At 73.5% G+C, this 23,149-nt stretch carries 23 protein-coding genes and 1 pseudogene; 17 read left to right on the top strand and 7 right to left on the bottom strand.

Annotation, left to right across the window (positions count from 1 at the left end; translation table 11 throughout):
* Nucleotides 1-32: 32 nt before the first annotated feature.
* The 7 genes and pseudogenes from ABZU46_RS02655 to ABZU46_RS02625 all read left to right on the top strand — a co-directional run bounded on the left by ABZU46_RS02655 (nucleotide 33) and on the right by ABZU46_RS02625 (nucleotide 6,599).
* Nucleotides 33-1,414, top strand: a pseudogene (locus tag ABZU46_RS02655) (efflux RND transporter periplasmic adaptor subunit).
* Nucleotides 1,411-2,283, top strand: coding sequence for an ABC transporter ATP-binding protein (locus ABZU46_RS02650; protein WP_354854514.1), 873 nt, complete (start codon nucleotides 1,411-1,413; stop codon nucleotides 2,281-2,283). The pseudogene ABZU46_RS02655 and the gene ABZU46_RS02650 overlap by 4 nt, the downstream one beginning before the upstream one ends.
* On the top strand, nucleotides 2,280-3,464 hold the full coding sequence (locus tag ABZU46_RS02645; RefSeq protein WP_354854513.1) for an ABC transporter permease: 1,185 nt from the start codon (nucleotides 2,280-2,282) through the stop codon (nucleotides 3,462-3,464). Before ABZU46_RS02650 ends, ABZU46_RS02645 begins: the two co-directional genes overlap by 4 nt.
* A 212-nt stretch (nucleotides 3,465-3,676) precedes the next feature.
* A complete protein-coding gene (locus ABZU46_RS02640; protein ID WP_007465625.1) occupies nucleotides 3,677-3,886 on the top strand; it encodes a helix-turn-helix domain-containing protein in 210 nt (69 codons plus the stop codon).
* Between the two features lie 214 nt (nucleotides 3,887-4,100).
* Nucleotides 4,101-4,202 carry an AURKAIP1/COX24 domain-containing protein gene (locus ABZU46_RS02635; RefSeq protein WP_007465623.1) on the top strand — a complete coding sequence of 34 codons (102 nt, stop codon included), beginning with the start codon at nucleotides 4,101-4,103 and terminating at the stop codon, nucleotides 4,200-4,202.
* A 122-nt stretch (nucleotides 4,203-4,324) separates the two neighbouring features.
* Nucleotides 4,325-5,401, top strand: a complete 1,077-nt coding sequence (locus ABZU46_RS02630; protein WP_354854512.1) for an NAD-dependent epimerase/dehydratase family protein — start codon at nucleotides 4,325-4,327, stop codon at nucleotides 5,399-5,401.
* Between the two features lie 340 nt (nucleotides 5,402-5,741).
* Entirely contained in the window at nucleotides 5,742-6,599 is an 858-nt protein-coding gene (locus ABZU46_RS02625; RefSeq protein WP_354854568.1) for a lysophospholipid acyltransferase family protein, read from the top strand.
* Between the two features lie 9 nt (nucleotides 6,600-6,608).
* On the opposite strand, the gene ABZU46_RS02620 is transcribed toward ABZU46_RS02625, so the two are convergent.
* The 3 genes from ABZU46_RS02620 to ABZU46_RS02610 all read right to left on the bottom strand — a co-directional run bounded on the left by ABZU46_RS02620 (nucleotide 6,609) and on the right by ABZU46_RS02610 (nucleotide 9,751).
* The gene (locus ABZU46_RS02620) at nucleotides 6,609-7,484 is read right to left on the bottom strand and encodes an HAD-IB family hydrolase (RefSeq protein WP_354854510.1); all 876 of its coding nucleotides are present in this window, start codon (nucleotides 7,482-7,484) and stop codon (nucleotides 6,609-6,611) included.
* Nucleotides 7,485-7,619: 135 nt separating this feature from the next.
* Nucleotides 7,620-8,507: a DUF5667 domain-containing protein gene (locus ABZU46_RS02615; protein WP_354854508.1), complete on the bottom strand. Its 888-nt coding sequence runs from the start codon at nucleotides 8,505-8,507 to the stop codon at nucleotides 7,620-7,622.
* Nucleotides 8,508-8,788: 281 nt separating this feature from the next.
* Entirely contained in the window at nucleotides 8,789-9,751 is a 963-nt protein-coding gene (locus ABZU46_RS02610) for an ECF subfamily RNA polymerase sigma factor, BldN family (protein WP_354854506.1), read from the bottom strand.
* A gap of 556 nt (nucleotides 9,752-10,307) precedes the next feature.
* Here ABZU46_RS02610 and ABZU46_RS02605 point away from each other — a divergent pair.
* From ABZU46_RS02605 to ABZU46_RS02595, 3 genes are read left to right on the top strand one after another with little or no spacing between them, the layout of a single operon-like run.
* Nucleotides 10,308-11,933, top strand: coding sequence for an AMP-binding protein (locus tag ABZU46_RS02605; RefSeq protein ID WP_354854504.1), 1,626 nt, complete (start codon nucleotides 10,308-10,310; stop codon nucleotides 11,931-11,933).
* Nucleotides 11,923-12,177, top strand: a complete 255-nt coding sequence (locus ABZU46_RS02600; RefSeq protein ID WP_354854503.1) for a glutaredoxin family protein — start codon at nucleotides 11,923-11,925, stop codon at nucleotides 12,175-12,177. Before ABZU46_RS02605 ends, ABZU46_RS02600 begins: the two co-directional genes overlap by 11 nt.
* Nucleotides 12,178-12,197: 20 nt before the next feature.
* Nucleotides 12,198-12,863: an HAD hydrolase-like protein gene (locus ABZU46_RS02595; RefSeq protein WP_354854501.1), complete on the top strand. Its 666-nt coding sequence runs from the start codon at nucleotides 12,198-12,200 to the stop codon at nucleotides 12,861-12,863.
* On the opposite strand, the gene ABZU46_RS02590 is transcribed toward ABZU46_RS02595, so the two are convergent.
* Nucleotides 12,844-13,497, bottom strand: a complete 654-nt coding sequence (locus tag ABZU46_RS02590; RefSeq protein ID WP_354854500.1) for a response regulator transcription factor — start codon at nucleotides 13,495-13,497, stop codon at nucleotides 12,844-12,846. The genes ABZU46_RS02595 and ABZU46_RS02590 overlap by 20 nt on opposite strands.
* 40 nt (nucleotides 13,498-13,537) lie before the next feature.
* Nucleotides 13,538-14,833: a sensor histidine kinase gene (locus ABZU46_RS02585; RefSeq protein WP_354854498.1), complete on the bottom strand. Its 1,296-nt coding sequence runs from the start codon at nucleotides 14,831-14,833 to the stop codon at nucleotides 13,538-13,540.
* Between the two features lie 385 nt (nucleotides 14,834-15,218).
* Here ABZU46_RS02585 and ABZU46_RS02580 point away from each other — a divergent pair, with 385 nt between their 5' ends.
* The 5 genes from ABZU46_RS02580 to hemB are packed head-to-tail and all read left to right on the top strand — an operon-like array spanning nucleotide 15,219 to nucleotide 20,910.
* Nucleotides 15,219-15,989 (top strand): redox-sensing transcriptional repressor Rex, encoded by a 771-nt coding sequence (locus ABZU46_RS02580; RefSeq protein ID WP_234582375.1) that lies wholly within the window; start codon nucleotides 15,219-15,221, stop codon nucleotides 15,987-15,989.
* A complete protein-coding gene (locus ABZU46_RS02575; protein WP_354854496.1) occupies nucleotides 15,986-17,362 on the top strand; it encodes a glutamyl-tRNA reductase in 1,377 nt (458 codons plus the stop codon). The genes ABZU46_RS02580 and ABZU46_RS02575 overlap by 4 nt, the downstream gene beginning before the upstream one ends.
* The gene (hemC, locus tag ABZU46_RS02570) at nucleotides 17,359-18,327 is read left to right on the top strand and encodes a hydroxymethylbilane synthase (protein WP_354854494.1); all 969 of its coding nucleotides are present in this window, start codon (nucleotides 17,359-17,361) and stop codon (nucleotides 18,325-18,327) included. Before ABZU46_RS02575 ends, hemC begins: the two co-directional genes overlap by 4 nt.
* Nucleotides 18,324-19,904: a uroporphyrinogen-III synthase gene (locus ABZU46_RS02565; RefSeq protein ID WP_354854492.1), complete on the top strand. Its 1,581-nt coding sequence runs from the start codon at nucleotides 18,324-18,326 to the stop codon at nucleotides 19,902-19,904. The genes hemC and ABZU46_RS02565 overlap by 4 nt, the downstream gene beginning before the upstream one ends.
* A 22-nt stretch (nucleotides 19,905-19,926) precedes the next feature.
* Complete coding sequence (hemB, locus tag ABZU46_RS02560; RefSeq protein WP_354854490.1) at nucleotides 19,927-20,910, top strand: porphobilinogen synthase; 984 nt, start codon at nucleotides 19,927-19,929, stop codon at nucleotides 20,908-20,910.
* 73 nt (nucleotides 20,911-20,983) lie between these two features.
* Here the strand turns inward: hemB and ABZU46_RS02555 are convergent, their stop codons facing one another.
* The gene (locus ABZU46_RS02555) at nucleotides 20,984-21,325 is read right to left on the bottom strand and encodes an MFS transporter (RefSeq protein ID WP_354854489.1); all 342 of its coding nucleotides are present in this window, start codon (nucleotides 21,323-21,325) and stop codon (nucleotides 20,984-20,986) included.
* A gap of 9 nt (nucleotides 21,326-21,334) precedes the next feature.
* On the bottom strand, nucleotides 21,335-21,910 hold the full coding sequence (locus ABZU46_RS02550) for an NAD(P)H-dependent oxidoreductase (RefSeq protein WP_354854487.1): 576 nt from the start codon (nucleotides 21,908-21,910) through the stop codon (nucleotides 21,335-21,337).
* Between the two features lie 57 nt (nucleotides 21,911-21,967).
* Between ABZU46_RS02550 and ABZU46_RS02545 the strand changes: the two genes are divergently transcribed.
* Nucleotides 21,968-22,315 (top strand): MerR family transcriptional regulator, encoded by a 348-nt coding sequence (locus ABZU46_RS02545; protein ID WP_354854485.1) that lies wholly within the window; start codon nucleotides 21,968-21,970, stop codon nucleotides 22,313-22,315.
* A gap of 321 nt (nucleotides 22,316-22,636) precedes the next feature.
* On the top strand, nucleotides 22,637-23,140 hold the full coding sequence (locus tag ABZU46_RS02540) for a helix-turn-helix transcriptional regulator (protein WP_354854483.1): 504 nt from the start codon (nucleotides 22,637-22,639) through the stop codon (nucleotides 23,138-23,140).
* The last annotated feature ends 9 nt before the right edge of the window (nucleotides 23,141-23,149 follow it).

The raw sequence follows: 23,149 nt of genomic DNA, 5'->3' as shown, positions 1-23,149 counted from the left end.
GTCGGCGCGACGGTGCGCCGTACGATCGATGGGTGCGCCGCCCCCAGTTGCCGCGGCCCGCAAGCGCCACGCGGCCCCGCCTGCTCATCGCCCTGACCGCCGTCGCCGTCCTCACCGCCACCACCGCCGCCTCGTGCGGCGACGACCAGCCGCCGGTCGCGCTCGCCTCGGCCGCCCGCAACCCGGTCAGCGAGGTGATCGACGCCCCGGCGACGGTGACGGCCCGCGCCGCCGCCACCCTCACCGCGCCCGCCGACGGCACCCTGGCCAGCCTGCGCGTCCAACCCGGACAGCGGGTGAAGCGTGGCCAGGTGCTCGCCGTGGTCGCATCCCCGTCGGCTCAGGCCCGGCTGCGCCAGGCGAAGGAGGCGCTGGACGCCGCCAAGCGCGCCGGCCGGGGTGTCTCCACCGGCAACCTGAGCAGCAGCCTGCGGGGCACGGACAAGGCGGCGGAGGAGGCGTTCGACGCCGCCCGCGAGGCCGCCGAGAAGATCGCCGACCCGCAACTGCGCGACGCGCTGCTGACCCAGGTGACGTCCGCCCAGCGGCAGTACGCCGCCGCCGCGCGCAGCGCCGACGCGGCGGTCCGCGCGGTGCAGCGGGGATCAGCGGGCTGAACTCCGCCGTCGGCTCGCTCTCCGCGGCGCAGCGGCTCCAGGCCCAGCAGGCGTACGACCTGGCGAAGGCGACAGTCGACGCGCTGACCCTGCGCGCCCCGGTCGCCGGGGTGGTGCAGCCCGGCGGCACCCGGGCCGGCAGCGGCGCCAACGGCGGACTGGCCGGGCTGTTGGAGCAGGCCGGTGGGGCCGGGCTCGACCCGTCCGCGCTGGCCCCCGCCCAGGGCGGGCCGCCCGCCGGGGTCGACGACGCCGTCGCGGTCGGCGGTCAGGTCACCGCCGGCACGCCCGTGCTGACCGTGGTGGACACCGGGCAGTTGGGGCTGCTCGCCGAGGTGGACGAGACCGACGTGCTGCTGGTCAAGGCCGGGGTCGGCGCCACAGTCGAGTTGGACGCCGTCACCGGCGCCAGCTACGACGCCACGGTCCGCTCGGTCGACGTGCTCCCCACCAGCTCCGCGCAGGGCGGCGTCACCTATCGGGTACGCCTCACGCTGGGTCCCGGGAAGCTGGCCGAGGACGCGCCGGCCCCGACGCCCCGCCCCGGCATGAACGCGATCGTGCACCTGCGCGTACGCGAGGCCGCCGACGCGGTGACCGTCCCCGCCTCGGCGGTGTTCTCCGCCGACGGCCGGGACGCGGTCTGGGTGGTCCGCGACGGCAAGGCCGACCGGGCGCCGGTGACCGTGGGCGTCCAGGGGGCCGACCTGGTGCAGATCCTCAACGGGGTCCAGGCCGGCGACCGGGTCGTGGTGCGCGGCACCGACCAGGTGCGCGACGGCCAGGAGGTCCGGTGACCGACACCCCGCCGGCCATCGAGGCGGTGGACGTGTCGCGGACGTACCACCTCGACGGGGTGTCGGTGGAGGCGCTGCGCGGGGTGTCGCTGACCGTGCAGCCCGGTGACTACGTGGCGCTGGTGGGGCCGTCCGGCTCGGGCAAGTCCACGCTCATGCACCTGTTGGGCGGGCTCGACCGACCGACCGGTGGCCGGTTGGTGATCGGCGGGCGGGACGTCAACGCCCTCTCCCCGCCGGAGATGGCCGCCCTGCGCAACGAGACGATCGGGTTCGTCTTCCAGGCGTTCCACCTGCTGCCGCGTACGTCGGCGGTGGAGAACGTGGCGTTGCCCCTGGTCTACCGGGGTGTGTCGGCCCGGCAGCGCCGGGAGCGGGCGGCGGCGATGCTGGGCCGGGTCGGTCTCGGGCACCGGCTGGACCACCGGCCCAACCAGATGTCCGGTGGCGAGCAGCAGCGCGTCGCCATCGCCCGCGCCCTGGTCACCGAGCCGACGGTGCTGCTGGCCGACGAGCCGACGGGCAACCTCGACAGCGTCACCGGCGCGGCGGTCCTGGAGCTGCTGGAGCGGTTGAACGCGGAATCCGGGGTGGCGCTGGTGATGGTCACCCACGACCAGGAGGTGGCGGCGCGGGCCGCCCGCCGGATCACCATGCGCGACGGTGTGGTGGTGGCGGACAGCGCCACCGCACCTCATGATCGACCGCTGTCCGTCGATCACGGTCGACCTGAGACACTGGTCCCCGCTCCCAGCGCGGAGCCCCGGTCCGTGTCCGGAAGCGGCCCGGGGCACCCGTCCGGTGGCTCTGGTGGCGCCGCCGGAGCCACCGGGCGCCTTCCGCGCGAGCCCGAGGACGGTGCGGCGTGAGGGTCGCCGAGGCGTGGCGGGTCGCGCTGGACGCGCTCCGGGCCAACCGGCTGCGCAGCTCGCTCACCATGCTCGGCGTGATCATCGGGGTGGCCTCGGTGGTGCTGCTGGTCGCCATCGGCACCGGCACCAAGCAGAAGGTGGAGCAGCAGGTCGAAGGGCTCGGCTCCAACCTGCTGCTGGTCGTCCCCGGCAAGATCGAGGTGGGCACCGCGCCGGTCGTGTCGCCGTTGACGCTCAAGGACGTGGACGCGGTCTCCCGGGTCGTCGGCGATCCCGACCGGGTCGCGGTCACCGTCGCCTCCGGGGCGACCGCACGGGCCGGCGCCCGCTCCGACTTCACCACCGTCCAGGGCGTGCTGGAGACCACCCCGACGGTGTTCACCCGGTCGCTGGCCCGGGGCCGCTACCTCACCGGCACGGACGTCGACACCAGCCGGCGGGTCGCGGTCCTCGGTGACTCGGTGGCCCGCGCGTTGTTCCCCGACCGAGATCCCCTGGGTCAGCAGGTGACCCTCGCCGGGGTGCGGTTCCGGGTCATCGGCGTCTTCGCGCCCCTCGGGCAGAGCCTCGGCGTCGACCGGGACGACGAGGTGCACGTGCCGGTCACCGCGGCGCAGCGACTGTGGGGCACCCAGCGGGTGGACGGCATCGCGGTGAAGGCGCCCGATCGGGAGCGCATCGACGAGCTGGGCGAGCGCATCGTCGCCGAGCTGAACCGCCGCCACCCCGACACCGAGTTCAGCGCGGTCACGCAGCAGCAGATCCTCGGTGTGCTCGGCGACATCCTCGGTGTCCTCACCGGCGTGCTCGCCGCCATCGCCGGCATCTCGCTGCTCGTCGGCGGCGTCGGCGTCTCCAACATCATGCTGGTCAGCGTCCGGGAACGGACCCGGGAGATCGGGCTGCGCAAGGCCGTCGGCGCCCGGCCCCGCGACATCGGCGTGCAGTTCCTGCTGGAGGCGGTGCTGCTCACCACGATCGGCGGGTTGACCGGGATGGCGCTGGGCGTGGGCACCGCCCTGCTGGTGGACGCGTTGTCACCCATCCCGGCGGCGATCACCTGGTGGTCGTTGGCGCTGGCCTTCGGTGTGTCGGCGGCGGTGGGGATCGTCTTCGGGGTGGTTCCCGCGCAGCGCGCCGGCCGACTCGACCCGGTGGTGGCGCTGCGCGCCGAGTGAGATCGGGCCGGGCCAATCGGACGACCGGCGCAGGCGGGGGGATAGCGGGAGCGCGGATCGGGTGAACCGACGATCTGGGCATGATCAGTTGTACGAAGGGATCGCGCCGGTCACAGCCGCCCCGCTACCGTACTGGTAACACGCGCGTCGCCGCCCGGCCCGGAGCATCCGTCGGGTTGGCACGCGCCGGGCATGGGATGGGTCGGTGAGCCATGGCCGGGTCGCAGTCCGATGGACGGCTGTCGGAGGTCAAGTTCCTGACCGTCGCGGAGGTGGCGACGGTCATGCGGGTGTCAAAGATGACGGTCTATCGCCTCGTGCACAGCGGTGAGCTCACCGCCGTCCGGGTGGGGCGGTCGTTCCGGGTGCCCGAGCACGCGGTGCACGAATACCTGCGGGGCGCGTTTCAGGAAACCGCCTGAGCCACCGGTCCGCCGATCGAGTGCCACGTAGGCGGCATGGACGGGGGCGCGTTGGTCCTGCTGACGCTCTCCGGCTACCCTGGAGCCCGACCGAGACCCCACCGGTGCGCCCTGCCGCCCAGACCGGTCCGGTCCGTTGTCCGCATGCGGTCGCCGTCGCCACCTGCGTGGTGTCATCCGGTCCGCCCCGCACGTTGTATCGAAAGGCTGTCGTATGGGCTCGGTGGTCAAGAAGCGCCGTAAGCGCATGGCTAAGAAGAAGCACCGCAAGCTGCTGCGCAAGACCCGCGTCCAGCGTCGCCGTCTCGGCAAGTGATCGTCGCCGGGCACAGCGCCCGGCATAAGGCCTCACTTGCCAAACTGTCGACCCCCGGAGGCTCAGGTGATCAGGCCGTGGTCGTCCCGGCTCGATCCCTCCTGTCGGCGTAGGTGCGTCAGATGACCCCCGGAAGCACCTCAGGTGCTCCGGGGGTCGTCGTCGTCACCGGGGTCGGTCGGTACCTGGGCGCGCACGTGGCTGCCCGGCTGGCCGCCGACCCCCGCATCGAGCGGGTCATCGGCGTGGACGCGCCGGAGCCGGGCGCCGAGTTCACCGATCTGCTGGACCGGGTCGAGCGGATTCGCGTCGACCCGGGGTCGCTCGTCGGGCTCCTCGCCGACCTGGAGGTCGACGCGGTGGTGCACCTCGCGTTGGTCAGCGCCCCCGACCAGCAGCACGGCGGCCGGTCGGCCATGAAGGACCAGAACGTCATCGGCACCATGCAACTGCTCGCCGCCTGCCAACGGGCGCCCCGTCTGCGCAAGCTCGTGGTCCGCTCGTCGACCGCCGCGTACGGGGTGTCGTTCCGCGATCCGGCGGTGTTCACCGAGGAGACCGAGCCGCGCGAGGTGCCGCGCGGCGGTTTCGGCCGCGACATCCTCGACGTCGAGGGGTACGTTCGCGGCTTCCGCCGCCGCCGGGCCGACGTGACCGCCACGGTGCTGCGTTTCGCTCCGTTCATCGGTTCGACCGCCGACACGACGTTGACGCGCTACTTCGCGCAGCCGTTCGTGCCGACGGTCTTCGGCCGCGATCCCCGGTTGCAGTTCCTGCACTTCGACGACGCGTTGGAGGTGCTGCACCGGTCGATCGTGGAGGATCACCCCGGCACCTACAACGTCGCCGGTCCGGGGGTGCTGTCGCTGTCCCAGGCGATCCGGCGGGCCGGTCGGGTGGCCGTGCCGGTGCTGGAGCCGGGTCTCTCGGGCGCCGCTGCGCTGGCCCGCACCATGGGGTTCGGCCGCTACGGCCTGGACCAGGTCGATCTTTTCGTGCACGGGCGGGTCGTCGACACCACGCGCCTTGAACAGGAGTACGGCTTCACACCCCGCTCCACCGCCGCCGCGTTCGACGACTTCATCCGCGCCCACAACGGTGGGGTGGTGCTCAGCCGGGGTCAGTTGGCCGCCGCCGAGCAGTTGGTCCTGGACGGCATCCGGCAGGTCCGTGCCGCGGTGCGGGAGCGGTCGTCATGAGCGCGCGGCGTGCGCCGGTTGGGCGAGCCCCGCGGTCGCGAACCGAGGTGGCGTCATGACCGGGCCGACGCAGGGGCGCGAGCCGGCGGGCATGGGGCCGTTCGACGTACCGCCGGGGCCACCCGTGCCGGACGCGGAGCCGGCGCGGCGCAACGGCCACCGGCCGGCGAGCCGGCTCACGCCGGCCGGGACGCCGCGCGACGAGGTCGACACCGCGACCGACGAGCCGGCGGTGGCGGGCGGCGACCCGGCCGCCGACGAGGTCGACACGACGACCGACGAGCCGGCGGGCGGGGGCGTCCCGCCCACCGCGGGCGGGGCGGGCGGCACCGGTCCGGCGGTGCCGGATCGGCCCGGCGACCAGTGGGACCGCCGGGTCGCGAACGGGCTGGCGTTCCTGCGCCGACGGCTGGCCGGTGACTACGAGGTCGACGAGTTCGGGTTCGACCCGGACCTGACCGACGCGGTCTTCCACCCGCTGCTGCGGCTGCTCTATCGGGACTGGTTCCGTACCGAGGTCAGCGGGGTCGAGCACGTCCCCGTCGACGGGCCCGCGCTGGTGGTCGGCAACCACTCCGGCACCGTCGCCCTGGACGCGCTGATCCTCTCGGCGGCGTTGCACGACAAGCACCCCGCTCACCGCTACCTGCGCCTGCTCGGCGCCGACCTGGTCTTCCGGATGCCGGTGGTGTCGGAGATCGCCCGCAAGACCGGTGGCACGGTGGCCTGCAACCCGGACGCCGAGCGGCTGCTCGGCGGTGGTGACCTGGTCGGTGTGTTCCCGGAGGGGTTCAAGGGCGTCGGCAAGCTCTACGCCGACCGGTACAAGCTGCAACGGTTCGGTCGGGGCGGCTTCGTCTCGGCGGCGCTGCGCACCGGCACGCCGATCGTTCCGGTCGCCATCGTCGGCGGCGAGGAGATCTACCCCATGCTCGCCGACATCAAGCCCGTGGCTCGGCTGCTCAAGCTGCCGTATTTCCCGGTCACGCCGACCTTCCCCTGGCTCGGGCCGCTGGGCATGGTGCCGTTGCCCAGCAAATGGCTGATCGAGTTCTGCCCGCCGATCCCCACCGCGCACCTGACCGACTCGGCGGACGACCCGCTGGTGGTCTTCAACCTCGCCGACCAGGTGCGGGAGACCATCCAGCAGACCCTGCACTCGCTGCTGGAACGGCGACCCGACCCCTTCGGGCCGTAGGCCCGGCGGTCAGCCGGCGCGGCGGCGGCGCTGCAACGCCAGGCCGGCGGTGACCGCGCCGGCGACCAGACCGGCCGCCGCCGTCGACGGTACGGCGATCTTGACCGCCCGACGGCCGTTGCGGAAGTCCCGCACCTCCCAGCCGTGCTGCCGGGCCTGCCGCAGCAGGGTGCCGTCCGGGTTGACCGCCACCGCCCGGCCCACCGAGCGGAGCAGCGGCAGGTCGTTGGCCGAGTCGCTGTAGGCCGCGCAGCGGCTCAGGTCCAGCCCTTCCACGGCGGCGAGCTGGGTGACCGCCTCGGCCTTCGCCGGCCCGTGCATGAGGTCGCCCACCAACCGCCCGGTGTACGCCCCGGCCCGCACCTCGGCCACCGTGCCGATCGCGCCGGTCAGGCCAAGTCGGGTGGCGATCACCCGGCCGATCTCCACCGGGGCGGCGCTGACCAGCCACACGCGCTGACCGGCGTCCAGGTGGCGCTGGGCGAGCTGCCGGGTGCCGGCCCAGATCCGAGGGGCCATCAGCTCGTCGAAGATCTCCTCCGAGAGGCGTTCGACGTCGTCCACCCGCCACCCCTCGACGAAGGCGAGCGCGGCGTCCTTCGCCTGGGACATGTCCCCGGCGTGCTCGCGGGCGAGCAGCCGGAACCGGAGCTGCTGCCAGGCGAAGCGGGCCAGGTCGGCGGTCGTGAAGTAGTTCCGGGCGGCGAGCCCGCGGGCGAACCAGTAGATCGACGCGCCCTGCATCATCGTGTTGTCGACGTCGAAGAACGCCGCGGCGGCCGGGTCCGGTGCGGGTGGGGTCACCGGCGCCAGCGCGGTCTCCGCCCACCCGGCGGTGTGACCGTGAGCGTCGGTGCTGACCGTCACCTTGCGGCTGCGCGCCACGCGACTCCTCTCCTGACCAGGTACGACGGATGCCTCCAGCGAGGGTAGCCGGAGCGCACGGTCGACCGGCCGGACCACAGGGAACTGTGGCCCGGCCGGTCAGACGTGCGGTATGGCGGTCCCGGGGCTGGCGGGTCAGCGCTCGCCGGGGCAGGTGGTCGGAGTGGGTCCGAGCGCGTCGCTGCCGGTCGGTGCCGGCAGGCCGCAGGCGATCGCCGCGCGTACCGAGTCCGAGCGCTCACGGATGCTGTCCAGCAGGGCCAGCGACCTCCGGGTCCGTTCGCGGTCGGCCCGGCTGGCGCCGTCGAGCAGGTTGGTCACCGCCCGGCGCTGGCTGGCGACGAACGTGTTGACGGTGTCCAGGCTGGCCGGCTCGGCCCGCTGCACGGCGGCGGCGGTGAGCAGGCGGATACCCTGCCGGGTGTCGGCGTCCATGTCGTCGAGGACGGCGCTGTAGCCGATGCGGTCGCCGCGCAGTTCGGCTGCTTCGCCGAGCCTGGTCCGGGCGAAGTCCAGGAACAGCTGGCCGCGGCTGACGTCCGAGCTGGCCAGGGCGAGCTGGGCCCGCTCGGTGGAACGCTTCATGCCGTACAGCGCGTCGCCGGGAACGGCGTTCTCGCTGGCGGCGGAGATCCCGGAGACGGCGATGGCGCCGGCGGCGATGCCGACCAGGATCGCGCCCCGGGCGCGGGCCCGCCGGGCGGTGACCGCGGGTAGCAGAGAGCCGCGGCTCGTGGCCGCGGCCCGCGGGGCAGCCGGCTCGGCCGTCGCCGGTGGGGTGCCCATTCCCTCGCGCTCGGCGGTGGCGAGCAGCATCGCTCGCAGGCCGGTGCGGAACTCGGGGTCCACCTCGGCCGTGGGGGGATCGACGCTGAGCCGCTGACCCACTGCGACGAGCGGGGCCAGTTGGCTGTCCACCCGGGACCGCACGTGGTGCCGCCGGCCGCCGTTGGCCTCGTCGAGAAGCTGCGCGAAGCGCTCGGCGCGCCGGCGGGAGAAGAGGATGTCGTCCACCGCAGGCACCTCCTCTCGCTGGTCACGGCCGGTCGGCCGCCATAGTTGCCAGCGACCGGGCGGCGGTGTGACACCACGGAGGTGAGGTGCCGTCCGGCGTGCCGGTCGGACCTCGGTGCCCCGGGCCTGCCGGGACAACCACCGGTCGCACCCGGAGAAACGCGGCGGACCGGGCACGGGTTACGGGCCTGGCGGGGCGGAAATCACAGAAAGTGATCGCCGTCACCGGGTGCGACCGGGCCTGAGCTGCCGAGACATTGATCGACGCTCGTCGGCCCCGCCGCCGAGAATCACGGCTGGAAGCCGTCGGGCAGAAGCCGTGCCAGGGCGCGAACGGCCCGGTACTGCAGGGCCTTGATGGCACCCTCGTTCTTGCCCATCGCGCGGGCTGTCTCGGCGACCGAGAAGCCCTGGAGGAACCGGAGCACGATGCACTCCTGCTGCTCCGGGTTGAGCTGCTTGACGGCGGTGAGCAGGGCGACGTTGGTGATGTGTTCGACCACCGCGGCTTCCGGGCTGCCCTCCGGGCCCCGGTCCTCGCGGTCGGCGTCGAGCACGTCGCCGGTGGTGACCTCCAGCCGGTACCGGCCGGACTTGAAGTGGTCCGCGACCAGGTTGCGGGCGATCGTCACCAGCCAGGCGCCGAGGTCGCGGCCCTGCCAGGTGAAGCTGCCGATCCGCTTGAGAGCGCGCAGGAACGTGTCCGAGGTGAGGTCCTCGGCGAGCTGGCGGTTGCCGACCCGGAAGTAGACGAACCGGAAGACGGTGTCGACGTACCGGTCGTAGATGAGGCCGAACGCCTCGGACTCGCCAGCCTGCGCCCGCTCGACAAGCGTCCAGACCTCCGTGGCCGGGTCGGACGGGTCCGGGCGGCTGGGGAAGCCGGTCGGGGTGGTCGGGGTGGTCGGAGTGGCGGCCGGGACCGCCGGGATCACCGCCGTCTCGCCCGCCGTCGGATCGGTGGCCGCCGTCGGCGCGTCGCCGACCCGACGGCCCTGGGAGGGCATGGTCGGTCGGGCCGGTGCGGCGACACGGCCACCGGTCGGCATCGCGTTGCCACCCGGGACCGCCGGTCTCGGTGGTGGCTCGTTGGTGTGTGGGCGGTTGCGGGTCCGCTGGGCGGCGTTGTCGCCACGCATCGCGGCGTGCGGGTCGCCCAGCGGCGCGCGGGCCGCCGGTCGTTCGTTGACCGGGGAGCGGGTCGTCTGGCCAGTCAGGCCGACCGGGCGTTCCGCGTATCCGAAGGTGGTCACCGCGCGGCCCCCGTCCCGTTGGTGGCCGGCCGGGCTGGTTTACGGGTCGTCGGTGCGGACCGACCGGGCAACCGGTCGGGCAGGACGGTTCCGGGGTGTGCCGACGGGCGGCAGTTCCCCTTGAGGTGCTGGTCCAATGCGCTCACAGGCACGGGGGCCTCCTCGGGCTGAGGGGTGTCGACTCACGGCAAATGGGGTGAGCCGACCCGAGTGATAATAGGGCCAACGTCACCCGCGCGTGGCAAGTCCGTTACACAGGGCGGAAGTATTTCCCGCTGTGTCGCACCGGTGGCGGACCGGTTGTCCGTCGTGTGCGTTTGACTTTGACCCGGGCCGGTGGTCCTGGATGGATCCCCAGGTCGGGGGCAGTTTGGCCGATCGGCCGCGCCGTCCCGGCCGGCCGCCGCGTGGGCCGGGCCGAAGCGTCGGCCGGCCCACCACCCGTCCCATCGGCCGGACTCGATCGGAGTGTCGACGACACCGCGACTGTCCCATTGACGGGACGCCGGGCAGCCCTGGCGGCCCGACCGTCGGGCGTGGCCTGTCGACCGCCGCTGTGCCAGACTCGACCACCGTGCAGGACTTCTCGGCAGACCCCGCGCCGAACCTCGCCGACCGGGTCCATCGGGCGGCTCTCGACCACGGTGACCGGCCCGCGCTGTACTGGCGGGAGGGGCGCGTCACCTGGTCCGAACTGGACGCCGCCGTGACCGCCGCCGCGCACGGCCTGGCCGCCGCCGTGCCACCCACCGACCCGGGTGGCCCGCCGCCGCGGGTCGCGATCGGGCTGCACAACACCCCCGACTTCGTGATCGGCTGGCTCGGCGCACTGCGAGCCGGCCTGGTCGCGGTCCCGGTCAACCCCGGCTTCACCGCCCCGGAGCTGCGGCACGTACTGGCCGACTCCGGCGCGTCCGTGCTCATCGGCACCGAGCGGGTCCGCCGCCTGGTCGCCGAGGTGGCCGCCGACCTGCCCGCGCTCACCGCCGTGCACGACACACCGCCGACCGCCGACGCGCCCGATCCGCGCCCCCGTCCGCGCCGAGGCGGCGACGACCTGGCCGTACTGCTCTACACGTCCGGCACCGAGGGCCGTCCGAAGGGCGCGATGCTCTCGCACCGTGCGCTGCTGGCCAACCACGAACAGGTCGCGGAGATCGAGCCGCCGGTCGTCGGGCCGACGGACACCGTTCTCCTGGCGTTGCCGCTGTTCCACGCGTACGGGCTCAACTCGGTGCTCGGCGCCGTCGTCCACCACGGGGCCACCGGCGTGCTGCTCGACGAGCCGGGGCCCACTGCAGGGCTCGCCGAGATCGCCCGGCACCGGGTCAGCGTGCTGGTCGGCGTACCGTCGATGTTCCTGGCCTGGGCCGACGCCGACGCGGTCCGCGCGGCGACCGTGTCGGTGCGCGTGGCGGTGTGCGGCGCGGCGCCGCTGGATCCCGCGGTCGCGGCGCGCTTCACCGAGGCCACCGGTCATCAGGTGCACGTCGGGTACGGCCTCACCGAGACCGCGCCGGTGCTCACCTCCACCCTGGTCGGTCCGGTGGTCAAGCCCGGCTCGATCGGCCGGCCGCTGCCCGGCGTGGAGCTGCGCCTGGTCGGCCCGACCGGGGAGGACCTGTGGCGCGACGGCCAGGCGGTCCCCGACGACGACCCGGACGAGCTGGACATCTCCGATGTCGCCCCGGGCACCGACCCGGGGCAGATCGTCGTTCGCGGGCGCAACCTCTTCGGCGGCTACTGGCCCGACGGGCGCGACGGCCCGGACGACGACGGCTGGTGGGGCACCGGTGACATCGCGTACGCCGACGAGGACGGTGACCTCTTCCTGGTCGACCGGCTCGGGGAGTTGATCCTGGTCAACGGGTTCAACGTGTATCCCCACGAGGTCGAGCTGGTGCTCGCCGGGCACCCCGGGGTGGTCGAGTCGGCGGTACTGGGTGTGCCGCACCCGCGGACCGGCGAGACTGTGCGGGCGTACGTGGTGCCGGTGCAGGGCCGCCCGGTGACCAGCGAGGAGCTGCTCGCCCACTGCGCACGCAACCTGGCCCGGTTCAAGTGCCCCACCGCTGTCGAGTTCGTCGACGCCCTGCCGCACTCGGCGATCGGCAAGGTACGCAAGACCCAGCTCCGGTCGGCGACGCCGACCGACCGCACGGAGGTAACCGATGGCCACTGACGCCCGACTCGCGCTGATCACCCGACCCGGCTGCCACCTGTGCGACGACGCCAAGGTGGCGCTCGACCGGGTGGTCGCGGTGACCGGCGACAAGTGGGTCGAGTGGGACGTCACCGGCGACGAGGAGCTGGAACGGGAGTACGGCGACCGCCTGCCGGTGGTGCTGCTCGACGGCAAGGAGCACGGCTACTGGCGGGTGGAGGAGGAGCGGCTGCTGCGGGACCTGACCACCCCGCAGCTCTGAGCGGTGCCTATGGTGCTCTGATGACCCCTGCGCAACCCCACCTGGTCTGGGACTGGAACGGCACCCTGCTCAACGACCTCAGCCTGGTGGTGGCCGCCACCAACGCCGCGTTCGCCAGCGTGGGCGGGCCGACGGTCACCCTCGACGAGCACCGGACGCGGTTCCGCCGGCCGATCGCCGACTACTACGCCGAGGTGCTCGGTCAGGCCGTCGACGACGACGCGTTCGGCCGCCTCGACCGGATCTTCCACGACGCGTACCGCAGCGGCCTGACGACCTGCGAGCTGGCTGCCGACGCGCAGTCCGCGATGGCCGCCTGGGAGGGCAGCCAGAGCCTGCTGTCCATGTGGTTCCACGAGGAGCTGGTGCCCACCGTGCACACCTACGGGCTGACCGGCCACTTCACCCGCGTCGACGGCCTGCGGGCCACGGTCGGCGGCGACCGCAAGGCCGAGTCGCTCCGGCGGCACCTGGCCGAGCTGGGCGTGGACGGCAGCGCGGTGGTGCTGATCGGCGACTCCATCGACGACGCGGACGCGGCCCTCGCGGTGGGCGGCCGGGCGGTGCTCTACACCGGCGGCTTCACCGACCCGGCCCGGCTGCGCGCCTCCGGCCACCCGGTCGCCGACACCCTCACCGACGCGGTGGCCCTGGCCGCCCGGGAGGTCAGTTCCGCAGGTAGGTGAGGACGGCCAGCACCCGCCGGTGCTGCTCGGTGTCCGGCGGGAGCGTGAGCTTGGTGAAGATGTTGCGCACGTGCTTCTCCACCGCGCCGTCGCTGACCACCAGGGCGCGGGCGATGGCCGTGTTCGACCGGCCCTCGGCCATCAGGGCGAGCACCTCCCGCTCGCGCGGGGTCAACTCGCGCAGCGGGTCGTCGCGGCGGCGTCGGGCGAAGAGCTGGCCGACCACGTCCGGGTCGAGCACCGTGCCGCCGCCGGCCACCCGACGCAGCGCGTCCAGGAACTCGTCGATCGCGGCCACCCGGTCCTTGAGCAGGTAGCCGATGCCACCGCCGGCGCCGCCGGTGGTGGCCAGCAGATCATCGGCGTACGAGACCTCGACGTACTGGGAGAGCACCAGGATCGGCGTACGCGGCACCAGCCGACGCGCCTCCACCGCGGCCCGCAGCCCCTCGTCGGTGTGCGACGGCGGCATCCGGACGTCGACGATCGACACGTCCGGCCGGTGCTCCACCACCGCCTCGACCAGCGCGTCACCGTCCCCGACGGCGGCCACCACCTGGTGCCCGCTCTCGGTCAGCAGCCGCACCAGCCCCTCCCGGAGCAGGACGGCGTCGTCCGCGATCACGATGCGCATGGCTGTGGTGTCTACCACGTCCGGCCCGGCTCTCGTTGGTTCACAGCGGAAGTTCCGCACGGATCTCGGTGGGCCCGCCGCTCGGGCTCACCACGGCCAGCTCCCCGCCGGCCGCCCGGACCCGGTCGGCGATGCCGGCCAGCCCGTGGCCCTTGGCGAGGTGGGCGCCGCCCTGCCCGTCGTCGCCCACCCGCACCTGGAGCTGGGCTTCCTGGCGGGCCACGGCGACCACGGCCTCGGTGGCCCGACTGTGCTTGGCGATGTTGGTCAACGCCTCGGCCACCACGAAGTACGCGGTGTTCTCCACCGCCGGATCGAGCCGGCCGCCCGGCGTGCCGAGCTGCCGGTCCACCTGGAGCTCGATGGGGATGAGCCCGCGGCCGGCGAGCGCGGCCAGGGCGCTGGGCAGACCCCGGTCGACCAGGATCGGCGGGGCGATGCCCCGGGACAGCGCCCGCAGCTCGGCCAGCGTCTCCCGGGTCTGGGTCACCGCCTCGTCGATGGTCCGGCCGGCGGCCTCCGGGTCGGAGGCGAGCTGCATCCGGGCCCGGCTGAGGTCCATCGCGAGCCGGACCAGGCGCTGCTGGGGGCCGTCGTGGATGTCGCGTTCGAGCCGGCGCAGCGCGGACGCCTCGGCGGACACGGCGGCCCGCTTCTGCTCCTCCAGCACGGTGATCCGGTCCCGCATCTCGGCCACCCCGGTCAGCAGGGCCTTGGCGAAGCTGGCCTGGAGCAGCGCGCAGCCCCGGACCACGATCGGCAGCGTGATCAGGAAGAACACCCCGATCGCGGTGGTCACCCCGATCCGGGCCGTGGTCGACTCGCCCAGGCCGAGCAGCTGGGCCAGGTCGCCGTCGCCCTCGCCGCGCGGCAGCGCCCAGTCGTACACCCAGTAGAGGGAGCCGGCAGCCGCGGCGATCCACCAGGCAAGCGTCAGCACGAAGGTGACCAGCGCCACGATCACCCGCAGGATGCCGTGCGCCAGATCGAGCCAGGACTGGGCGTCGCGCATCGGCAGGAAGATCCGCCGCCAGGCGTTCGCGCCCGCCTCGGGCAGTCGGTAGTGCGGGCGGATCCGGGGTTGCCGCAGCACGGCGGGCAGCCGCAGCCGCTCGATGTCGGCCAGCCCTCGGGCCGCGTACAGGGTGCCGCTGAGGATCGGCAGGCCGATCACGGTGACCACCAGGCCGACGCCGGCCACGAGGCCCGCGAGGAGGACGACGAAGCTGGCCACCGCCAGCGGGAGGCCGAGCAGCACGTACCCGGAGTCGACGAAGAGCTGGCGGGGGATGCTCGGTGCCAGCGTCGGATGGTCGCTGGCGGCAACGGCGGTCATAGCCCAAAGGCTAGGCACCTGGGCTCGGTGTCCCCATCCCGAAGCCCCGCCTCTCCCTCGTAGTGCTGTCCCTACCGTCGCCCGTGACCAGGGGCCCTACCGCCGTCGGGACCGGCCGACGCGGGATTGGTCAGAGAAGTCGGGATTGAGCAATAATCGCCCAGGTGGCGGGCGCGCAGGGCCGGTCAATCGATCTTGTGGAATGGAGGTGCTGGTGGGGTCGCGTCCCGGAGCGACAAGATCGCGATTTGTGCACGTCTTCACAAGCGCCTACTCTCTAGTTCCGACGCGCCCTGCTAGCACAGCCGGCAACCTCGGTCGCCAGCGGGAGTCCATAAGCGGCCGACCAGCGGAGTTGGCCGAGGATCGCACCGCACGGAGTCTCATGAGTCAGCACCGTCACCCAGGTGCGCCCGGCCGCGCCGGTGCCGTACCGGCGCTCCCGGACCTTCCCGAGGCGACCGTCGCTCGGCTCCCGGAATACCTGCGCGCGCTGCACAACCTCGCCGACGCCGGGCACGAGACGATCTCCAGCGAGGGCCTCTCGGCCGCCGCCGGGGTCAACTCCGCCAAGCTCCGCAAGGACCTCTCCCACCTCGGCTCGTACGGCACCCGGGGCGTCGGCTACGACGTCGCGTTGCTGATCGAGCAGATCGAGTACGTGCTCGGGCTCACTCAGCGTCGCGCGGTCGCCCTGGTCGGCGTGGGTAATCTCGGTCACGCTCTGGCCGGCTACGACGGCTTCGCCAGCCGGGGCTTCCGGATCGCCGCACTGCTCGACGCCGATCCCTCCCGGGTCGGCGAGGAGATCAACGGCCTGGTTGTCCGGCATGTCGACGAGCTGCCGGCGGTCGCCACGGAGGAATCCATCGCGATCGGCGTGATCGCCACCCCGGCCGCCGCGGCCCAGCGGGTCGCCGATCAGCTGGTCGCGGTCGGCGTGACGAGCATCCTCAACTTCGCGCCGTGCGTACTCTCTGTTCCGGAGGGGGTCGACGTGCGCAAGGTCGACCTCGCCATCGAGCTGCAGATTCTGTCCTTCCACGAGCACCGCAAGGCGTCGCTGACCGCGCTGCCCGCCACCGGCGGGTCCGCTCTCACGGCCCTGCCCGGCGGGCTCGCGGCCACCGACACCCAGGAGGCGATCGGCACGTGAAACTGCTCGTCGTCGGCGCGTCCTACCGGACCGCCCCGGTCGCCACGCTGGAGCAGCTGGCCGTGCCCCCCGCCGACCTCACCCGCACCCTGGACCGCCTGGTCGCCCAGCCGTACGTGAGCGAGGCGGTACTCGTCTCCACCTGCAACCGGGTGGAGGTCTACGCCGCCGTGTCCGGATTCCACGGCGGGCTCGGCGACATCTGCGCCGTCCTGGCCGAGCAGGCCGGCAGCTCGCCGGCGGCGCTCGCCAGCCACCTCTACGTGCACTACGACACCGCCGCCGTGGACCACGTCTTCCGGGTCGCCACCGGGCTGGACTCGATGGTCGTGGGCGAGGCGCAGATCCTCGGCCAGCTGCGTGACGCGTACCACTGGGCCACCGGCGCCGACTCGGCCGGCCGCCTGCTGCACGAGCTGATGCAGCAGGCGCTGCGCGTCGGCAAGCGGGCGCACGCCGAGACCGGCATCGACCGGGCCGGCCAGAGCGTGGTCACCGCTGCTCTGGAGCTGGCCGCCGGGCACCTCGACGGCAGCCTCGCCGGCCATCCGGCCCTGGTGATCGGGGCCGGCGCGATGGGGTCGCTCGGGGTGGCCACGCTGTCCCGGCAGGGCGCCGGGCCGCTCACGGTCACCAACCGGGGCGCCGACCGGGCCGTCCGGCTCGCCGAGTCGTACGGGGCGGACGCCGCGCCGATGACCGAGCTGGCCGCCACGCTCTCCACAGTGGACATCGTAGTGGCCGCCACCGCGTCGACTGAACCGGTCCTCACCCGGGCGGTGGTCAGCGCCGCGCTCGCCGAGCGGGGCCCCGCGCGGGGTCCGCTGGTCCTGCTCGACCTGGCCGTCCCCCGCGACGTCGAGGAGGGCGTCGCCGACCTGCCCGGCGTCGAGGTGATCGACATCGACCGGATGGCGGCGCTGCTCGCCGACGGCCCGGCCGCGGCGGACGCCGCCGCCGTCGAGCGGATCGTGCTCGGCGAGGTGGAGAGCTTCCTCACCTGGCTGCGCGGCGCCGACGTGGCGCCCACCGTGGCGGCGCTGCGCGGTCGCGCCGACGACGTCGTCACCGCCGAGCTGCGTCGTCTGGCCCAGCGCCGCCCCGACCTCGGCGACGACCTGCGGGCCGAGGTGGCCCGTACGGTGCACCGCGTGGTGCAGCGACTGCTGCACCAGCCCACCGTCAAGGTCCGCCAACTGGCGGCCGAGCCCGGTGGCGACCAGTACGCGGCGCTGCTGCGCGAGCTGTTCGACCTCCAGGTGCCGCAGACCTCGCCGGTGGACACCGTCCCCGACGTGCTGACTCCCGCCAACTACCCGGTGACCGGCGCCGACGCCACCGAGCAGATCCCGCCCACCGGAGGTGCGCGATGACCGCCCCCCTGCGCCTCGGCACCCGGGGCAGCGCTCTGGCGCTGGCCCAGTCCGGCCAGGTCGCCGAGGCGTTGACCGTCGCCACCGGCCGCCCGGTCGAGCTGGTCGAGGTGGTCACCGCCGGCGACCGCTCCAGCGCGCCGGTGCACCGGCTCGGCGTCGGGGTGTTCGTCTCGGCGCTGCGTGACGCGCTGACCGCCCGGACGATCGACTTCGCCGTGCACTCCTACAAGGATCTGCCCACGGCCGGTGCCGCCGGGCTGCACATCGCGGCCGTGCCGGCCCGACAGGACCCGCGCGACGCGCTGATCGCCCAGGGCGGGCGGACGCTCGCCGAGCTGCCGCCCGGCGCCACCGTGGGCACCGGCGCGCTGCGCCGCATCGCCCAGCTGCACGCTCTCGGGCTGCAACTGGAGGTCACCCCGATCCGCGGCAACATCGACACCCGCCTGGCGCGGGTGCTCGGCCCCGAGGCCGACCTCGACGCGGTCGTGCTGGCCCGGGCCGGACTGGCCCGGATCGGCCGGACCGACGCGATCACCGAGACGCTCGACCCGATGCTCATGCTGCCCGCGCCCGCCCAGGGCGCGCTGGCCGTGGAGTGCCGGGTCGACGACCAGGAGTTGGTCGAGCTGCTCGGGACGCTCGACCACGCACCGTCGCGCGCCGCGGTCACCGCGGAGCGCGCGTTGCTGGCAACCCTGGAGGCCGGGTGCAGCGCACCCGTCGCCGCCTATGCCGAACTCGCCGAAGGCGAGACCGGCGATGAGATCTACCTGCGCGGGGCGGTGATCAGCCCGGACGGCACTCGTGACCTCCGGCTGTCCCGCACCGGAACGCCCGCCGACGCGGCGGAGATCGGTAAGGCACTCGCCGCCGAACTCCTCGAACTCGGCGCCGACTCGATCCTCGGCCACGAAGGACACACCGGCCCGGGGACCCAGCAATTTGGGAGCACAGAATGACCCGCACCCGTAAGCCCGTCGGCCGTATCGCGTTCGTCGGGGCTGGCCCCGGTGACCCGGGCCTGCTGACCCGTCGGGCGCACGACGCCCTGGTCGACGCCGACCAGGTGATCTACGACCGGGGAGTCCCCGAGTCGCTGCTCGCCGTCGTCCGCGCCGAGGCCAGAGACGACGCCGAGTTCACCCCGGCCGAAGGCGCGCCGGGGGACGTGGCGAAGGTGCTGATCTCCGCGGCCCGGTCCGGGCTGAACGCGGTGCACCTGGTTGCCGGTGACCCGTTCGGCCACGACTCGGTGGTCAAGGAGGTGCAGGCGGTGGCCCGCACCGCCGCCCACTTCGAGGTGGTGCCGGGCGTCGGCCAGGCCGAGGGCGTCGCCACCTACGCGGGGGTCCCGCTGCCGGGTGTGCGTACCGCCGCCGACGTCGAGGACGTCAGTACGCTGGACTTCGAGGCGCTGGCCGCGGCCGTCGGCCGGGGTTCGCTCGCGCTCGCGGTGGACGCCGGCGACCTCGCCGCCGTCCGGGACGGCCTGCTGGCCGCCGGGGTCGACGGCACCACCGGTGTCGGGGTGACCGGCGACGGCACCGGCGAGACCCAGTACACGACCACGTCGACCGTGGACAGCTTCGTGGCCGCCGCGCTCGGCTTCACCGGCCGGGTGGTGCTCACCGTCGGCGCGGGTGTGGGCCAGCGCGACAAGATGAGCTGGTGGGAGAACCGCCCGCTGTACGGCTGGAAGGTGCTGGTGCCCCGCACCAAGGAGCAGGCCGGCGCGATGAGCGCCCGGCTGCGGGCGTACGGGGCGATCCCGTGCGAGGTGCCGACCATCGCGGTCGAGCCGCCGCGCACCCCGGCGCAGATGGAGCGGGCCGTCAAGGGCCTGGTCGACGGCCGGTACGCCTGGGTGATCTTCACTTCGGTGAATGCGGTCCGCGCGGTCTGGGAGAAGTTCGCCGAGCACGGTCTGGACGCCCGGCACTTCGGCGGCGTCAAGATCGCCTGCATCGGCGAGGCGACCGCGGACGCGGTCCGCGCGTTCGGCATCCAGCCGGAGCTGATCCCCGCCGGGGAGCAGTCCTCCGAGGGGCTGCTGGCCGAGTTCTCGCCGCACGACGAGATCCTCGACCCGGTCGGCCGGGTGCTGCTGCCGCGCGCCGACATCGCCACCGAGACGCTCGCCGCCGGGCTCACCGAGCGCGGCTGGGAGGTCGACGACGTGACCGCGTACCGGACGGTGCGGGCCGCGCCGCCGCCCGCCGAGATCCGGGACGCGATCAAGTCGGGCGGGTTCGACGCGGTCCTCTTCACGTCTTCTTCCACTGTGCGGAACCTGGTCGGCATCGCCGGGAAGCCGCACGCGCGGACCGTTGTTGCCGTGATTGGGCCCAAGACGGCGGAGACCGCGACGGAGTTCGGCCTTCGGGTCGACGTCCAGCCACCGCACGCCTCGGTGCCCGACCTGGTGGAGGCGCTCGCCGCCTACGCCGTCGAGCTGCGCGAGAAGCTGGCCGCCATGCCGGCCAAGCAGCGCCGTGGCTCGAAGGTGCAGGGGCCGACCGCCCTCCGCTTCCGGTAGTCGTCTTCAGGAGGGCCCTCCCATGTCGTACCCCGAGATCCGGCCCCGCCGCCTGCGCCGCTCCCCGGCGATCCGTCGGCTGGTGTCCGAGACCCGGGTCGACCCGGCCGAGCTGGTCGTGCCGATGTTCGTCAAGGAAGGGCTGACCGAGCCCCGGGCCATCGGGTCGCTCCCGGGGGTGCTCCAGCACTCCCGGGACTCCCTGCGCAAGGCGGCCACCGAGGCGGTCCAGGCCGGCGTCGGCGGGATCATGCTCTTCGGGGTGCCCGAGCGGCGTGACCCGACCGGGTCCGGCGGCATCGACCCGAACGGCATCCTGAACGTCGCCATCCGCGACGTGGTGTCCGAGGTGGGTGACAGCACGGTCGTGATGAGCGACCTGTGCCTGGACGAGTTCACCTCACACGGGCACTGCGGCGTGCTCACCGCGGACGGTGCGGTGGACAACGACGCCACCCTGGCCGCGTACGCCGAGATGGCGGTCGCCCAGGCCGAAGCCGGGGTCCACATGGTCGGGCCGTCCGGGATGATGGACGGCCAGGTCGGCGTTGTCCGCCGGGCGCTCGACGCCGCCGGCCACCAGGATGTGGCGGTGCTGGCGTACGCGGTGAAGTACGCCTCGGCGTTCTTCGGCCCGTTCCGGGAGGCGGTGGAGTCGGCGCTGGAGGGCGACCGACGTGCCTACCAGCAGGATCCGGCCAATCTGCGCGAGTCGCTGCGCGAGGTGGCGCTCGACGTCGCCGAGGGCGCCGACCTGGTGATGGTCAAGCCGGCACTGCCCTACCTCGACGTGGTGTCGGCGGTGCGGGCCGCGGTGGACGTCCCGGTCGCCGCCTACCAGGTCTCCGGGGAGTACGCGATGGTCGAGGCGGCTGCCGCGAACGGTTGGATCGACCGGGAGCGGGTCATGCTGGAGACGCTCACCTCGATCAAGCGGGCCGGCGCGCAGATCATCCTCACCTACTGGGCGGTCGAAGCCGCCGGTCTGCTCCGCCAGCGCTACTGACCGACTCCATGGGTCCCGCCGGGGGTGGCCACCTCGTCGGCACCCGCGACGGCGGCCGGAAGTCGCCGGCTGGTCAGCCAGGCGAGCGCCAACCGAGCCCCTGGAGCACCCGGAACGCGATCAGCGACCCGACGCCCCAGGCGGCCCCGGCCAACACGGAGCCGACCGTGAACAGCAGCAGCGCGGTCAGGTAGGTGCGGCGGGCGCCGAAGCGGCCGATCGCCCAGGCGGCGGTGGGCATCACCGCGACCAGGGCGAGCGCATAGCCGCTGGTGACCCAGCCGATCGTGGTGAGGTTGGTGTCGAGGTCGTCGACCAGCCTCGGCAGGGCCACCACGGTGACCGTGGTGTCGATCACCGCGAGCAGACCACCCAGGGTCAGGTACCAGCCGAGCCGTCGCGCGGAGGCGTCCATGTCGTCGGCTCAGGGCCGGACCCGGCGGGCGGTGCGCAGCGCCTCGGCCCACCAGGCCAGCTCGCTCAGCGTGGCGTCGGCGGCCTGCCGCAGCGGCTCGTCGTCGACCAGCCGACCGGCGACGTCGAGTCGCTCCCAGGGAGCCCGGAGCACCACCCCGGAGCGGGTCGTGGCGGCCTGCACCTCGGCGAAGACCAGCCGGAGCTGCTCGACCGCGCGGATGCCGCCGGAACCGGCGCCGTACGACACGAAGGCCACCGGCTTGCGGGCCCACTCCCGGTAGTGCCAGTCGATGGCGTTCTTCAGGGCGGCCGGGAAGCTGTGGTTGTACTCGGGTGTCACCACCACGAACGCGTCGGCGGCGGCCAACCGGGCACTGATCGGGCTGGCCGAATTGCCCCCGGGAGGGGTGTCGGCGAATGGCAGCGCCACCTCGGCGAGGTCGACGAGGTCCAGGTCGAGGTCCCGGCGGCGGCTCCCGTGGGCGACGAACCAGTCGGCGATCGAGCGGCCCACCCGAGGTTGCCGGACGCTCCCGACGAGCACGGCGACGGTCGGCGGTGCGGTGTCCTCTTGCGTAGTCATGCCTCGGACGCTAGGACTTGAACTAATGGTGAAGTCAATGGCGGCGGGGCAGTGGCGATGGGCACGTTGACGGTCGGCGAGGTGGCCCGGGAGAGCGGGGTCAGCGGCTCCGCGGTGCGGTTCTACGAGCGGCAGGGCCTGATCACGGCTGCCCGTACCGGCGGCAACCAGCGGCGCTTCGACGCCGACGCGGCCTGCCGGATCAGGGTGGCGCGGGTGGCCCAGCGCGTCGGCCTGACCGTCAACGAGATCCGTGACCTGCTCGCGGCCCTGCCACCCGACCCCCAGCTGGCCGACTGGCAGAGTCTGCACGATCGGCTGACCGCCGAGGCCGAGCGGCGCATCCGCGACCTGCACGCGGCACTGGACGACATCGGCTCCGGTCGCCGCCTCTGCGAGCTGTGACCTCGACCGGTCCGCGGTCCGCTGATCGTCGCCCGCGCGCCCTGACGATCAGGGCAGGTGCCCCGGCTGGTCAACCACGGTTATCCGGGCGACGGCGGCGAGCAGCTCACCGGCATGGGCCCAAGGCCCAAGGCCCAAGGGCCACCTTGACGTCCTTTGCTCTGCTTCAGCGGAGGCAACACTAAGAGCCTCACACTGTCGCCTCCGTTGAAGCAGAGCAAAGGATGCGTGGGGGGTGCGGCGAGTCCCTGAGCCGGCCAGCTTTCCACAGGGTTATCCACAGGGGTTGAGAGGCGGGTCTCGGCCGAGAATGGTTGTCGGATGGCTTCCGCACTCGTTCCTCCTCCGCCACCCGGCCCGACCGTCGGGCGGTTTCCCATCACCGGCCTGGTCCGGCGGGCCCGTCGGATGAAGGGTTTGGGTCAACGCCAGATGGCCCGCTTCGCCAAGGTCTCACCGTCGACCGTGGGCAAGGTCGAGGCCGGCAGTCTGACACCGAGTCTGGCGGTGCTGGAGCGCCTACTCGGCGCGGCCGGGCTCTATCTGGTGGTGGTGGACCAGGAGGGCCGGGTGATTCGACCGATGGCCGACCGCGACGACGTTCACGACGGCGCCGGACGCCGCTACCCCGCCCACCTCGATACGATCCTCGATCCTGAGCCGGGGGAGTGGTGGGGGGACATCTACGGCCTGGCACGGCCGCCGGAGACCTACCACCGCAGCTCGGCGGACCGCGAGGCGCGGCGCCGACGCAGCCAGTGGGAGGTGCGGGTCGCGCAGTATCGGCACCTGCCACCGCCCCCGATCATCGACGAATACTACTGACACCGCGAA

The organism is Micromonospora sp. NPDC005197 (assembly GCF_040608295.1).
In the GTDB taxonomy this organism is placed as follows: Bacteria; Actinomycetota; Actinomycetes; order Mycobacteriales; family Micromonosporaceae; genus Micromonospora.
The sequence above is the reverse complement of the archived record's forward strand: the minus strand, read 5'-3'. Positions and strand labels throughout refer to the sequence as shown.